Consider the following 13,932-nt stretch of genomic DNA (forward strand, 5'->3'; position numbering starts at 1 on the left):
CCGAACCATGACCAAGACCGCACGCCGAGCCCAGGTCGTCGACAAGGGGGTCGTCGCCTCGGCGATCCGCTCGTCCTTCCTGAAGCTCAACCCCCGAACGCAGCTACGTAACCCCGTGATGTTCGCCGTGTACCTGGGCGCGATCCTGACGACCCTGGTCTGGCTGAGGTCGATCGGCGGCTCGCCAGGAGGGCCGGCCGACGAGTCGCCCGGCTTCGTCCTGGGCGTCGGCCTCTGGCTCTGGATCACGGTGCTCTTCGCCAACTTCGCCGAGGCGATCGCCGAGGGCCACGGCAAGGCCCAGGCCGACAGCCTGAGGAAGGCTCGCACCCAGGTCGCGGCGCGTCGGATCGTCGATCGCGAGACCGGCGCCACCGACGACGTCCCCGCCCCGGACCTGAAGGTCGGCGACCTCGTGATGGTCCGGGCCGGGGAGTTCATCCCGGCCGACGGCGACGTCGTCGAGGGCGTGGCGTCGGTCGACGAGAGCGCGATCACCGGCGAGAGCGCGCCGGTGGTCCGCGAGAGCGGCGGCGACCGGTGCGCCGTCACCGGCGGCACCCGCGTCATCTCCGACTGGCTCGTCATCCGGGTCTCGACGAAGCCCGGCGAGAGCTTCCTGGACCGCATGATCGCCATGGTCGAGGGGGCGAATCGCCAGAAGACCCCCAACGAGATCGCGCTGGCGATCCTGCTCGCGGCGCTCACGCTGGTCTTCCTGCTGGTGGTCGCCACGCTCCAGCCGTTCTCGGCCTACGCCGCCGCGACGTCGGGGCAGGGGAGCCCGATCACGCTGACCGTCCTGATCGCCCTGTTCGTCTGCCTGGCCCCGACGACGATCGGCGCCCTGCTCTCGGCCATCGGCATCGCCGGCATGAACCGCCTGAGCCGGTCCAACGTCGTCGCCATGTCGGGCCGGGCCGTCGAGGCGGCGGGCGACGTCGACGTCCTCCTGCTCGACAAGACGGGCACGATCACCCTGGGGAACCGCCAGGCGACCCGATTCCTGCCGGCGGCCGGCGTCAGCGAGCGCGACCTCGCCGAGGCCGCCCAGCTGGCCTCGATGGCCGACGAGACGCCCGAGGGCCGGAGCATCGCCGTCCTGGCCAAGGACCGTTTCGACCTGCGGGGCCACGACCTGGAGCGCCTCAACCCCGAGTTCGTGCCGTTCACCGCGCAGACCCGCATGAGCGGCGTCGATCTTGACGGGGCGGTGATCCGCAAGGGGGCCGCCGGGGCGGTGGAGGCCCACGTCCGGTCCCTGGGCGGCCGTTTCCCCGAAGGCCTCCAGGCGATCGTCCGCGAGATCTCGCAGGCCGGCGGCACGCCGCTGGCGGTCAGCCGGGGCGATCGGGCTCTGGGCGTGATCGAGCTGAAGGACGTCGTGAAGGGCGGCATCAAGGAGCGATTCTCCGAGCTGCGGCAGATGGGCATCAAGACCGTCATGATCACCGGCGACAACCCGCTGACCGCGGCGGCGATCGCCGCCGAGGCGGGCGTCGACGACTTCCTCGCCGAGGCCACCCCCGAGGCCAAGCTGGCGCTCATCCGCGATTACCAGAAGGGCGGACGCCTGGTGGCGATGACCGGGGACGGCACCAACGACGCCCCCGCGCTGGCGCAGGCCGACGTGGCCGTGGCCATGAACACCGGCACGCAGGCGGCCAAGGAGGCGGGGAACATGGTCGACCTCGACAGCAACCCCACGAAGCTCATCGAGATCGTCAACATCGGCAAGCAACTGCTGATGACCCGCGGCTCGCTGACGACCTTCAGCATCGCCAACGACGTGGCCAAGTACTTCGCCATCCTCCCGGCCGCATTCGCCGCGACCTACCCGGCGCTCAAGGCGCTCGACGTCATGCGGATGACCTCCCCGTCCAGCGCGATCCTCTCGGCGGTCATCTTCAACGCCCTGATCATCATCGCCCTCGTCCCCCTGGCGTTGAAGGGGGTCCGCTACCGACCCGTCGGCGCGGCGCAGCTGCTGCGGGACAACCTGCTGATCTACGGGCTCGGCGGGCTCATCGTCCCGTTCGTGGGCATCAAGGCGATCGATCTGTTCCTTTCGGCCGTCGGGGCCGCCTGACGCGAGGCCCCGCCCTGCGGGGAGTCTTCCCATGCGAGAATCGTTGCGAACCTCCGTGATCGTCCTGGCGCTCATGACCGTGCTGACGGGCTTCGTCTACCCGCTGACGGTCACGGTCTTCGCCCGGGCCGTCTTCCCCTGGCAGTCCGGCGGCAGCCTGCTGGCGGGCAAGGACAAGCCCCTGGGCTCGGCCCTGATCGGCCAGCCCTTCAGCCGGCCCGAATACTTCCGGGGCCGGCCGTCGGCCACGTCGCCGACGCCCTACAACGCCGCCGCGTCGAGCGGGTCCAACCTCGGCCCGCTGAATCCCGACCTGGCCAAGAACGTGCAGTCGCGCGTCGACGAGCTTCGGAAGCTCGATCCCGAGGTCAAGGGCGTCCCGGCGGACCTGGTGACGGCGTCGGGCAGCGGGCTCGACCCGCACATCAGCCCGGCCGCCGCCGAGCTCCAGGTCCGTCGTGTGGCCGCGGCGCGGGGACGCTCCGAGGATCAGGTCCGCGAACTCGTCGCTCGCTATACTGAAGGCCGACAGTTCGGCCTGCTGGGCGAGCCCCGGGTCAACGTCCTCCGCCTCAACCTGGCGCTCGACGAGCAGGCCGGCGGCCGGACGGGCGGGCCGGGCGAGGGAGACGCCGACCGACCATGACCGACCACCGCCCCGACCCCGACGCCCTGCTGGAACGGGTCCTGAGCGAAGCGGCCCGCGAACATCGGGGCGCGCTGAAGATCTTCTTCGGCTACGCGGCGGGGGTGGGCAAGACGTTCTCCATGCTCCAGGCGGCGCATCGGGCCGCCGCCGCGGGCCGGGAGGTCGTCGTCGGCTACATCGAGCCCCACGGCAGGCCCGAGACCCAGGCCCTCCTGGAGGGCCTGGAGGCCCTGCCCACACGCCCCGTCCCCTATCGAGGCGTGACCCTGCAGGAATTCGACCTGGACGCGGCCCTGGCGCGGAGGCCGGGGCTGATCCTCGTGGACGAGCTGGCCCACTCGAACGCCGAGGGGAGTCGCCACGCCAAGCGCTGGCAGGACGTCGAGGAGCTGCTGGGGGCGGGGGTCGACGTCTGGACGACCCTCAACGTCCAGCACATCGACAGCCTCAACGACGTCATCGGCCGGATCACCGGCGTCGCGGTGCGCGAGACCGTGCCCGACCGCGTCTTCGACCGGGCCGACGACCTGGAGCTGGTGGACGTCTCGCCCGAGGAGTTGGTCGAGCGCCTGAACGCGGGCAAGATCTACATCCCCGACCAGGCCAGGCGGGCGCTGGGGAGCTTCTTCCAGAAGTCCAACCTCGTCGCCCTGCGGGAATTCTCGCTCCGGCAGGCCGCCCGGCGGGTCCACACCGACGTCGAGTCGGCACGTCGCCAGCGGTCGGTCGCCGAACCCTGGGCGACGTCCGACCGCCTGCTCGTCTGCGTCGGCCCCAGCCCGACCACGACCCGCGTGATCCGCACGGCCAGGCGTATGGCCGCCGCGCTCGACGCTCCCTGGGTGGCGGTCTCCGTCGAGCGGGCCGGTGCGACCGATTCCCCGGCGGTCAAGGACCGGATCGCCGAGCACTTCCGCCTGGCCGAGCGGCTCGGGGCCGAGGTCGTCACGCTCCCCGGCGAAGGGGTCGCGTCCGCGCTCCTGGATTACGCCCGCACCCGCAACGTCACCAAGATCCTCATCGGCAAGACCGACCAGCCCCGCTGGCGGCGACTCGTCTTCGGCACGATCGTCGACGAACTGCTGGATCGCAGCGGCGACGTGGACGTGTACGTGATCCGGGGCGAGGGCGACCCGCCGCGGCCCGCGGGCCCCCCCCGGCCGGCGGAGGCGATCGACCGCGTCGTCTACCTCAAGGCCGGGGCGATCCTGGCCGCAGGGGGGCTCGTCGCCGCCGCCTTCGATCGGTTCGGCCTGCGCGAGGTGAACGTCGTCATGGCACTGCTCGCGGCCGTGGCGATCGTGGCGGCCCGGCACGGCCGCGGGCCGGCGATCGTCGCCAGCGTGGTCGCCGTCCTGGGGTTCGACTTCCTCGTCGTGCCGCCTCGTTACAGCCTCGCCGTGACCGACGCCCAGTACGTCATCACGTTCCTGGTGATGCTCGCAATCGCCCTGCTGATCAGCACCCTCACGGCCCGGCTCAAGGTCCAGGTGGAGAACGGCAAGGCACGCGAGTTCCGCCTCTCGGCCCTCTACGAGCTGGGCCGGCAGCTCAGCTCCCTCTCCGGCGCGGTCTTCCTGTCGGCGGCGGCCGGGAGGAAGATCGCCGAACTGACCGGCGGCGAGGTCGTCATCTATCTCGGCGACCCGGGCGAGCCCACCGAGATCGCCTACGGCCGCATGACCGGGGTCGCCCTCCATCCGGTGAGCGAGCCCGCCGCGCGATGGGTCATCGAGCACGATCGGATCGCCGGGGCGGGGACCGACACCCTCCCCAACGCCGCGGCGCTCTTCGTGCCGCTGACCGGCTCCCAGCGCACGGTCGGCGCGATCGCCGTGAGGACCGAGCCGGCGGCGCGGATGCTCGAGCCCGAACAGCGACGCTCGCTGGAGTCGTGCGCCGGGCAGCTCGCCCTGGCCCTGGAGCGCGATCGCATGTCGATCGCCGCCTCCGAGGCCATGATCCAGGCCCGGGCCGAGCAGGTGCGGAACGCCCTCTTGAGCAGCGTCTCCCACGACTTGCGGACGCCGCTGGCCGCCATCGCCGGGGCCAGCGGCAGCCTCTTGCGAGGCGACGCCGACGACGAGCCCACGCGTCGTCAGCTCTTGGAGACGATCGCCGACGAGGCGTCGCGCCTCACCCGGCTGCTGGAGAACATCCTCCAGATGTCGCGGCTGGAGCTGGGGGCGGCGGCCGCCAACAAGCAGTGGAACATCCTGGAGGAGATCGTCGGCTCGGCCCTGGGACGCGTCCGCCGCGAGCTTCGCGACCACCAGGTCGAGGTGCGGATGCCGCCCGACCTGCCGCTGGTCCTCGTCGACGGGCTGCTCCTGGAGCAGCTCTTCCTCAACCTCCTGGAGAACGCCGCCCGGTACACCCCGCCCGGTTCCACGATCACGATCACCGCCGCTCGCGATGGCGCGTGGCTGACGATCTCGGTCGCGGACGACGGCCCGGGGCTCCCCCCCGGCTCCGAGGAGCGGATCTTCGAGAAGTTCTACCGGGCCTCGTCCTCGTCCGACGTCGGCCGCGGGAGCGGGCTGGGCCTGGCCATCTGCCGGGCCGTCGCCAGCGTCCACGGGGGGACGATCACCGCCTCGAACCGTCCCGCAGGCGGCGTCGAATTCCTGCTCCGACTGCCGTTCCCGGCCGACCCGCCGAAGGTCGAGCTGGAATGACCGTCGAGCCATCCTCCCCCACGAATCGAGCGCCGCGAGCCATGAACCAAGGCGATCACCTCGTCCTGATCATCGACGACGAGCCGCCCATCCGTCGTTTCCTGCGGGCCTCGCTCGCCGCCGCGGGCTACCGCGTGACGGAGGCGGAGACCGGCGAAGAGGGGCTGAAGCTGGCCGCCCAGCAGCCGCCCGACCTCGTGATCCTGGACCTCGGCCTGCCGTCGATGGACGGCCAGGACGTGCTCCGCGGCCTCCGCGAGTGGCTCTCGGCACCGATCCTCGTCCTCTCCGCGCGAGATCAGGAGCGCCAGAAGATCGAGGCCCTGGACGCCGGGGCCGACGACTACCTGACGAAGCCGTTCAGCGTCGGCGAGCTGCTGGCCCGGATGCGCACGGCGCTGCGGCACGCCCATCGCACGGGCGCCGAGTCGTCGGTCCTGGCGTTCGGCGACCTCAAGGCGGACCTCGCGGCGCGGCAGGTGACCCGAGGCGGCGTCCGGCTCACGCTCACGCCCCTGGAATACAAGCTGCTGATCACGCTGATGAAGCACTCGGGCAAGGTGCTCACCCACCGCTTCCTGCTCCGCGAGGTCTGGGGCCCCCACGCATCCCAGGAGACGCACTACCTGCGGGTCTTCGTGGCCGGCCTGCGCCGCAAGCTCGGCGACGACCCCGCCCACTCCCGGTTCATCGCGACCGAGCAGGGCGTCGGCTACCGCTTCGCCACCGACTGACCGCCCCCGCCGCGGGACGCCCGGATTTTCCAGGCCGGGACGCGTCCGCTCGTCGCTCGTCTCCCGTAAGACCCCGAAGCGAATCCGGCCCGGGCGCACTCGCCGAGTCGGGGCTGCGCGCGTAGGATGAAAGCGCCGGCGTCTTACAGGCGTCGGAATCGCTCGAACGGCGCTGGGCCCTGTCCTCGGCGGGACGACGCGCCTAGCATGGACGGGGTGGCCAAGTCTTCCAAAGTGCACGAGGGTCGGACGCAATGCCGCCACGGCTGGTCTCGCTGGCGATCCTGGTCTACTGGTCGATCGCGGCGTTCTTCCTGCTGACGTGGGAGGTCCTGCCGGAGCTGAACCTGGGATACCCGCCCGACCTGCGGTCGATCGCCTCGGCCCCGGGGGCGGACTCCGGGCCGGTCTCGTGGGCGATCGACGTGATCGACGACCCCCGCCGCCCCGAGGCCCGTCGCACGGTCGGCCACGCGGTGACCGAGTCGAAGCGGCTCCCCACGGGCTGGTTCGAGCTGACCAGCAAGGTCGACTTCGACGCCGCCGAGGTCCTCAAGAAGACGCCGCTCGCGGGCGTCCCGAGCGTGCGCCTGAGCATCCAGGGCGATTACCACGTCGACCCCCGCGGCGACCTGCAGCGGTTCGACATGAAAGTGAAGGGCGCCGACGCGGATGACGACCTGTTCAAGGTCGAGGGCCGGCTCCACGACGGCGTGATGGAGGTCAGCTCGCGAGGGATCGCCTCGGTGCTCAACCGCAAGCTCAAGTTCCCGTACGAGTCCCGGAGCGTGGTCTACGACGCGATGCGGCCCCTCGACCGCCTGCCGGGCCTGCACGTCGGCCAGCGCTGGGAGATGCAGATCGTCAACCCGCTCTCGGGCACCGTCGAGAAGGCCCGCGTGGTCGTCGAGAAACGGACCCTGATCGACTGGAACGGCGACTCCGTCCAGGCGTTCGAAGTCGTCCAGCGCATGGGGGGGATGGGGGGGATCACGGCCCGGACGTGGGTCCGGCTCGACGGCGTGATCCTTCGCCAGCAGGTCCCGCTGCCGGTCGTGGAGATGATCCTGGAACGGCTGCCGGCGGGGGCGCCCAGGCCCGTCGCCGAGGCCGGGAGGGAGGCGGCGCCATGATCGAGCTTCGCGGGGTCTGCAAGTCGTTCGGGACCAAGCGCGCGGTCGACCACCTGGACCTGACCGTCCGGCCGGGCGAGCTGTTCGCCTTCCTGGGCCCCAACGGGGCGGGCAAGACGACGACCATCAAGATGATCTGCGGCCTGCTCGCCCCCAGCGAGGGCGCCGTCCTGGTCGGCGGCCATCCGGCGGCGTCGGAGGGGGCGCGACGGTCGCTGGGCTACGTCCCGGATCAACCCTATCTCTACGACAAGCTGACCGGCCGCGAGTTCCTGCGGTTCGTGGTCGAGATGTACGGCGTCGACAAGGCGACCGGCGCGGCCCGGATCGAGGAGATGATCGACACGTTCGAGATGGCCGACTTCATCGACGAGCTTTGCGAGAGCTACTCGCAGGGGATGAAGCAGCGCGTCGTCTTCGCCTCGGCGCTCGTGCACGAGCCCCGCGTGCTCGTGGTCGACGAGCCCCTGGTCGGGCTCGACCCTCGCAGCGCGCGGATCGTCAAGAACATGTTCGTCTCGCAGGCGAGGGCCGGCGCGACCGTCCTGATGTCGATCCACCTGCTGGCCATCGCCGAGGAGCTGGCCGACACCATCGGCATCGTCGACCACGGCCGGATGCTGGCGGTCGGATCCCTCGACGAGCTGCGCCGGCAGGCCCAGCACGACGGCAGCCTGGAAGACCTGTTCCTCAAGCTCACGGGCAACGACGTCCTGCGGGCGATCAGCCCGATCGCCCGCGCCCGCCTGGAGCGGCCGATATGAGCCTCGCGCTGACGGAATCCTTCGCCGACGCCCACCACGAACCCCGGGCCGACCGCACGACGCGGGCCCTCCGCTGGCTGCGCTGGCGTCAGCTCCGCAACACGATGGGGGCGTTGGTCGCCGACTCCCGGCTGCGGGCGTCGATGATCGTCTTCTGCAGCGCGGTCTTCTGGGCGGGGCTGTTCCTGCTGTTCCTCGGCAGCTTCCAGTTCGTCGCCTCGTACATCGACCTGGCGAACACGATCGTCGAGTACCTTTTCAGCATGTTCTTCCTCTCGCTGCTGGCGATGCTGCTGTTCTCGACGGGCATCATCGTCTACGCCGCGCTCTTCCACTCGCGGGAGGCGACCTACCTCCTGACGACCCCGGCGTCGACGGACCGGATCTTCGCCCACAAGTTCGCGGAGGCTGTGGGCTTCTCGTCGTGGGGCTTCTTCCTGCTGGGGAGCCCTCTGCTGGTGGCCTACGGCCTGTCGATCAAGCCGCCCACGGCGATCGGGGGGGGGAGCGGGGCCCCCTGGGCCTATTACCCCCTCTTCCTCGTCTACCTGGCGGTCTTCGTGCTGATACCCGCGAGCCTGGGGGCGATCGTGGCGATCGTCGTGGCGAACATCTTCCCCAGGCGCGAGAAGTCGGTGCTGGCCCTGGCGACGGTTTCGGCGATCGCGGCGGCGGCCTACGTCGGCGTACGGCTCTGGACGACCCCCGGGGAGGCCCTCACGAACGACTGGCTGGGGAGCGTCCTGAACCGCCTGGCTTTCTGCCAGCACCCCCTGTGGCCGAGCCGCTGGATGTCGGCCGGGCTGCTCGCCTCGGCGAAGGGGGAGTGGTCGGCCGCCGCGTACTACCTGATGATCCTCTCGTCGCACGCCGGCCTGGCCTACCTGGCCGCCGCCGTGCTCGCCCGCGACCTCTACCGCCGCGGCTACAGCCGGGTGCAGGGGGGGCGGTCGAGTCGCAAGCGGTACGGGTTCCTGTACATGGACGCGGTCTTCCACCGCCTCTTCTTCTACCTGCCCCACCCCATCCGGCTGCTGATCCTCAAGGACCTGCGGACCTTCCTGCGCGACCCCACCCAGTGGTCGCAGTTCCTGATCTTCTTCGGCCTGCTGGCCTTCTACTTCCTGAACATCCCCCGCCTGGGCTACGGGGCGCAGAGCCCGTACTGGCGGAACCTCGTGAGCTTCCTCAACCTGTCGGTGACGGCGCTCATCCTGTCGACGTTCACCAGCCGGTTCATCTTCCCGCTGCTCTCGCTGGAGGGGCGGAACTTCTGGACGTTGGGCCTGCTGCCGCTGCGGCGCGACCAGATCCTCTGGGGGAAGTTCGCGTTCTCGGCGGGGATCTCGCTCTTCTCGACCGAGTTCCTCGTCGTGTTGAGCGACCTGATGCTCCAGATGAACCCCTGGATGATCGTGCTGCACGTGGGGATGATCGCCGTGCTCTGCCTGGGCCTGTCGGGGATCAGCGTCGGCCTGGGGGCGCGGCTGCCGAACCTCCGGGAGACCGACCCGTCGAAGATCGCGGCCGGGTTCGGCGGGACGTTCAACCTGCTGGTGAGCCTGGTCTTCATCTTCACCATCGTCACGGCCCTCGCGGTGCCGTGCCACCTCTACTTCGTGGGCCAGGACAACCCCGAGCCGGCGCGGTTCATCCTCTCGCGGAGCGGGCTGCGGTTCTGGCTCACGACGGCGGTCCTGGCCAGCCTGGTGGTCGGCGCCGCCGCCACGATCATCCCCCTGCGGATCGGGATCAAGGCGTTCAACCGCATGGAATTCTGACCGGATGGGCGTGTATTTCGCCGACTCCCGACGGGTTACAATCGAGTCGATCGGGCCGGTGGTCCGGCCGAGATTCGATCCAGTCTTGGGGAGGGGGACGCGATGAAACGTTCGTGGTGGTACGCGGCCGCCGCGCTGGCGGCGGCGACAATCGGACCGGCCCGGGCCCAGCAGGCCGCGCAGCCGAAAGAGGGCGCCGCCGTGATCGTCGAGGGCGCGGTGCGGGAGGTCTTCCGCAGCACCCGCGGAGAGCAGGCCGACTTCGTGGTTCAGGTCGACGTCGCCCGCACCGAGCTGGGCCGCGGGGCCGCCGACGCCCGTCGCCTGCCGATCCCCGCCCCCGGCGACGCCGTCTACATCCACGTCCGCCAGGCCGCGTCCGGCGCCGTCCGCGGCTCCCGGCCGATCCCGTCCGAGGGGGCGACCCTCCGCGCGTACCTCTATCCTCGCGCCGGCGGCGGCTGGGAGGGGGCCTCCCCCGATTGGTACGACCAGACCGGCGGCCCGCCGCCGCGCGCCGACTCCGACGTCGCCATGCGGCCCACGCCGGCCCCGACCGCGCCCGCATCCTCCGGCGAGGCGGTCCTCAAGGCCCTCGGCGTGAAGGCCGAGCCCGTCGAGGTCAACGGCCGGCTGGTCCTGAAGATCACCGAGATCCTCCCGGAGACCCCGGCGCAGAAGGCTGGGTTCGAGAAGGGCGACGTCATCATCGGCGTGAACCGGGCCGGGTTCGCCAGCCTCCCGCAGTTCGCCGAGATCGTCGCCAAGGGGGGGCCGGTCGCCGAGTTCGTCCTGGTCAACGTCCGCGACAAGGAGCAGGCCGCCGTCAAGGTCGACCTCGGGCCCGTGATCGCCTCCCGGCCGGCCCCGGACCGGCCCTCGCCCGCGCCGACCCCTTCGCCCGCGGCCCCGAAGCGCTCGCTGGGCGCCGAGTTCGAACCCGTCCGTCTGGGGCTGCGTTCGGCTCTCAAGGTTACGAAGGTCCAGCCCGAGAGCCCGGCGCAGAAGGCGGGATTCGAGGTCGGCGACGTCCTCGTCGAGGCCGGCGGGATCGCCCTCAGCGACGAGACGAAGCTCCAGGAGGCCGTGGACAAGGCCGGCGAGAAGCTGACCGTGACCGTCCGCGACAGCCGCACGGGCCGCGACGTCCCGGTCGAGGTCGTCCTGGGCGCGGCCGAGCCCAAGCCCGCCCCGACGCCCGCCCCCGAGCCCGATCCGGCCCCCGCCCCCTCGCCCGGCGGCGGGGTGACCTCGCGGAGCTTCGGGCTCACCGTGAAGCCCGGCACGGCCGACCTGCTGCCGGTGGTGAAGGTCGCGGCCGTCGCGTCGGGGAGCCCGGCCGAGAAGGCCGGCCTCGAGGTCGGCGACGCGATCGTCGGCGTCGACGACCGGGTCGTCTTCGCCCCCGACCTGTTCGAGGAGGCCCTCAAGAACGTCGGCTCCTCCTTCACCCTGACGGTCCTGGACGTCAAGTCCGGCAAGAAGACGCCGGTCAAGGTCCAACTCGGACGCTGAGGCCGCGCCCTCCCTCGCGCCGATGCGCGGGGGAGGGCTCCGCCCTTCGGGAGATACGCACGATGGAGATGGAAGCACAGGTCGGCCAGTCGTTGATCCGGCTGGCCCGCGACCAGCGGGTCGCCTCGCTCGGCACGATCCTGGACGGGCACCCCCTGGTGTCGCTCGTCCCCTTCAACGCGAACAACGACCTGTCCGCGTTCGACATCCACGTCAGCCGGCTGGCCCAGCACGCCAGGGCCCTGACGCAGAGCCTGAAAGTGGGCCTGTTGATCGCGGCCGCCGACAGCCACGCCCGCAACCCCCAGGCCCTGGCTCGCCTGTCCATCCGCGGGTTCGCCGAGCCGCTCGACACCAACACCCCGGCCTTCGAGGAGGCCCGCGAGTCGTACCTCCGGAAATTCCCCCAGTCCGAGATCAGCTTCCAGCTCGGCGACTTCTACTTCATCCGCATCAAGCCCGTCGCCGCCCGCCTCGTCGTCGGCTTCGGCAACATCCATGACCTCACCGGGGACGACATCTCCAGCCTCGCCCGCCAGACCCACGGCTTCAACTGAGGTCGTCTTGCCCTCTCCGCGATTCCGTCTACAATTTCAATAAGGATTGAAAAGACGGCGGCGACGTCGATTTCGGTCGGGACGAAAAGCCCGACGGGCGACGGTCGCGTGTCTCGGGGAGGAGAGCGATGGCGAGCCCGGTCCGGGTCGGAGCGGTCAGCTATTTGAACGCCAAGCCGCTGTATTACCGGCTTGAGGAGTTCGCGCCCGAGGCCAGGCTCGAGATGGAGGTCCCGAGTCGGCTGGCGGAGCGGCTGGCGGCCGGCGAGCTGGACGTGGCGCTCATCCCCTCGGTCGAGTACCTGCGGGGGGCGTCTCGCGGCTACGAGATCCTCCCCGGATTCGCGATCGGGGCCCGGGGGCCGGTGCGGAGCGTGAAGCTGTTCAGCAAGGTCCCGGCGGCGGCGATCGACCGCCTCGCGCTCGACGCGGGCTCGCGGACGAGCCAGGCGCTGGTGCAGGTCTGGCTGGAGGCGAGGCACGGCGTCCGGCCGTCGCGGATCGAGCCCCTGCCGCTGGGGGTGTCGGCCCTGGAGAGCACGGCCGACGCGGTCCTGGTGATCGGCGACCGGGCGATGAAGGTCCCCGAGGGGCCCTTCCACGAGGTCGTCGACCTGGCGGCGGCCTGGCGCGAGCTGACCGGCCTGCCGTTCGTCTTCGCCCTCTGGGTGGTGCGTCGGGGGGCCGACCTGGGGGACGTCCCCGAGGCCCTCGCCCGCTGCCGGGCCGAGGGCCTGGAGCACGCCGACGAGCTGGCCCGAATTCACGGGCCGCGGCTGGGCCTGGATTTTCGAACGTGTTACGATTACCTCACCCGTGTCCTGTCCTACGACCTGGGCGAGCCGGAGCTGGCGGGCCTGAGGCGATTCGCCGCGATGGCCGCGCGCCTGGGCCTGGCGCCCGAAGGAGTGAATCTTGTCTTCCACCGCCCCCGCGATCTTGCGACGCGTCGTTGAAGGCGGCCGCCTGACGTTCGAGGAAGGCGTCGCCTTGTTCCGGGAAGCGAGCCTGCTCGACCTCGGCCGCGCCGCCGACGCCCTCTGCCGCCGGCTCCACCCCGAGCCGTACCGCACGTTCAACATCGACCGCAACATCAACTACACGAACGTCTGCACGGCGGTCTGCGACTTCTGCGCCTTCTACCGCAAGGTCGACGACGCCGAGGCCTACGTCCTCGAACGCGACGTCCTCTTCGACAAGATCCGCGAGACGGTCGAGCTGGGCGGCGACCAGATCCTCCTGCAGGGGGGCCTGCACCCCAAGCTCAAGCTGGAGTGGTACGAGGAGCTGCTGCGGGACATCCGCGCGAACTTCCCGACCATCAACATCCACGGCTTCAGCGCCCCGGAGATCCACCACTTCACCAAGGTCGCGAAGCTCCCGCTGCAGGTCGTGCTGGAGCGCCTGAAGGCGGCCGGCCTGGGGAGCCTCCCCGGCGGCGGGGCCGAGATCCTCGTCGACCGCGTCCGCAAGGCGATCACCCGGGGCAAGGTGAACACCGAGGACTGGCTGAACGTCCATCGCGTCTGGCACCAGCTCGGCGGCCGGTCGACCGCCACCATGATGTTCGGCCACGTCGAGACGATCGAGGAGCGGGTCGAGCACCTGGACCGCGTCCGCCAGCTCCAGGACGAGACGGGCGGCTTCACGGCGCACATCTGCTGGACCTTCCAGCCCGAGAACACCGACATGGCCGACGTCCCGACCGCCGGGGCGTTCGAGTACCTCCGCACCCAGGCCATGACGCGGCTCTATCTCGACAACGTCCCCAGCATCCAGTCGTCTTGGGTCACGCAGGGGGCGAAGATCGGCCAGATGGGCCTGTTCTTCGGCGCCAACGACATGGGCAGCCTGATGATCGAGGAGAACGTCGTCTCCTCGGCCGGGACGGTCCACCACCTGAGCCTCGACGAGATCAAGCGTTGCATCCGCGAGTCCGGCTTCATCCCCCGCCAGCGGAACGTGTTCTACGATTACATAGACGAGGCCCCCGAGCCCGAGGCGGTCGCGGCGGCCGGGGTCGCCTGATCAC

Annotated in this window: 11 protein-coding genes; all 11 read left to right on the plus strand. The window is 70.7% G+C overall.

All coding sequences use genetic code 11. The features are described 5' to 3' along the window. Nucleotides 1-7 precede the first annotated feature (7 nt). The 11 genes from kdpB to mqnC all read left to right on the plus strand — a co-directional run bounded on the left by kdpB (nucleotide 8) and on the right by mqnC (nucleotide 13,928). Nucleotides 8-2,089 (plus strand): potassium-transporting ATPase subunit KdpB, encoded by a 2,082-nt coding sequence (kdpB, locus tag PZE19_RS02480; protein ID WP_277859005.1) that lies wholly within the window; start codon nucleotides 8-10, stop codon nucleotides 2,087-2,089. A gap of 31 nt (nucleotides 2,090-2,120) precedes the next feature. Beyond that, nucleotides 2,121-2,735 (plus strand): potassium-transporting ATPase subunit KdpC, encoded by a 615-nt coding sequence (gene kdpC, locus PZE19_RS02485; RefSeq protein ID WP_277859006.1) that lies wholly within the window; start codon nucleotides 2,121-2,123, stop codon nucleotides 2,733-2,735. Next, entirely contained in the window at nucleotides 2,732-5,416 is a 2,685-nt protein-coding gene (locus PZE19_RS02490) for an ATP-binding protein (RefSeq protein ID WP_277859007.1), read from the plus strand. Before kdpC ends, PZE19_RS02490 begins: the two co-directional genes overlap by 4 nt. A 41-nt stretch (nucleotides 5,417-5,457) precedes the next feature. Continuing rightward, a complete protein-coding gene (locus PZE19_RS02495) occupies nucleotides 5,458-6,150 on the plus strand; it encodes a response regulator (RefSeq protein WP_277859008.1) in 693 nt (230 codons plus the stop codon). Between the two features lie 254 nt (nucleotides 6,151-6,404). After that, nucleotides 6,405-7,283: a hypothetical protein gene (locus tag PZE19_RS02500; RefSeq protein WP_277859009.1), complete on the plus strand. Its 879-nt coding sequence runs from the start codon at nucleotides 6,405-6,407 to the stop codon at nucleotides 7,281-7,283. Continuing rightward, entirely contained in the window at nucleotides 7,280-8,047 is a 768-nt protein-coding gene (locus PZE19_RS02505) for an ABC transporter ATP-binding protein (RefSeq protein ID WP_277859010.1), read from the plus strand. The genes PZE19_RS02500 and PZE19_RS02505 overlap by 4 nt, the downstream gene beginning before the upstream one ends. After that, a complete protein-coding gene (locus PZE19_RS02510) occupies nucleotides 8,044-9,828 on the plus strand; it encodes a putative ABC transporter permease subunit (RefSeq protein WP_277859011.1) in 1,785 nt (594 codons plus the stop codon). Before PZE19_RS02505 ends, PZE19_RS02510 begins: the two co-directional genes overlap by 4 nt. Nucleotides 9,829-9,930: 102 nt before the next feature. Then, nucleotides 9,931-11,343 carry a PDZ domain-containing protein gene (locus tag PZE19_RS02515; RefSeq protein ID WP_277859012.1) on the plus strand — a complete coding sequence of 471 codons (1,413 nt, stop codon included), beginning with the start codon at nucleotides 9,931-9,933 and terminating at the stop codon, nucleotides 11,341-11,343. A gap of 62 nt (nucleotides 11,344-11,405) precedes the next feature. Next, nucleotides 11,406-11,900, plus strand: a complete 495-nt coding sequence (locus tag PZE19_RS02520; RefSeq protein WP_277859013.1) for a HugZ family pyridoxamine 5'-phosphate oxidase — start codon at nucleotides 11,406-11,408, stop codon at nucleotides 11,898-11,900. 128 nt (nucleotides 11,901-12,028) lie between these two features. Continuing rightward, nucleotides 12,029-12,856 (plus strand): menaquinone biosynthetic enzyme MqnA/MqnD family protein, encoded by an 828-nt coding sequence (locus PZE19_RS02525; RefSeq protein ID WP_277859014.1) that lies wholly within the window; start codon nucleotides 12,029-12,031, stop codon nucleotides 12,854-12,856. Then, nucleotides 12,816-13,928, plus strand: a complete 1,113-nt coding sequence (gene mqnC, locus PZE19_RS02530) for a cyclic dehypoxanthinyl futalosine synthase (protein WP_277859015.1) — start codon at nucleotides 12,816-12,818, stop codon at nucleotides 13,926-13,928. Before PZE19_RS02525 ends, mqnC begins: the two co-directional genes overlap by 41 nt. The last annotated feature ends 4 nt before the right edge of the window (nucleotides 13,929-13,932 follow it).

The organism is Paludisphaera mucosa, from assembly GCF_029589435.1.
GTDB classification, from domain to species: domain Bacteria; phylum Planctomycetota; class Planctomycetia; order Isosphaerales; family Isosphaeraceae; genus Paludisphaera; species Paludisphaera mucosa.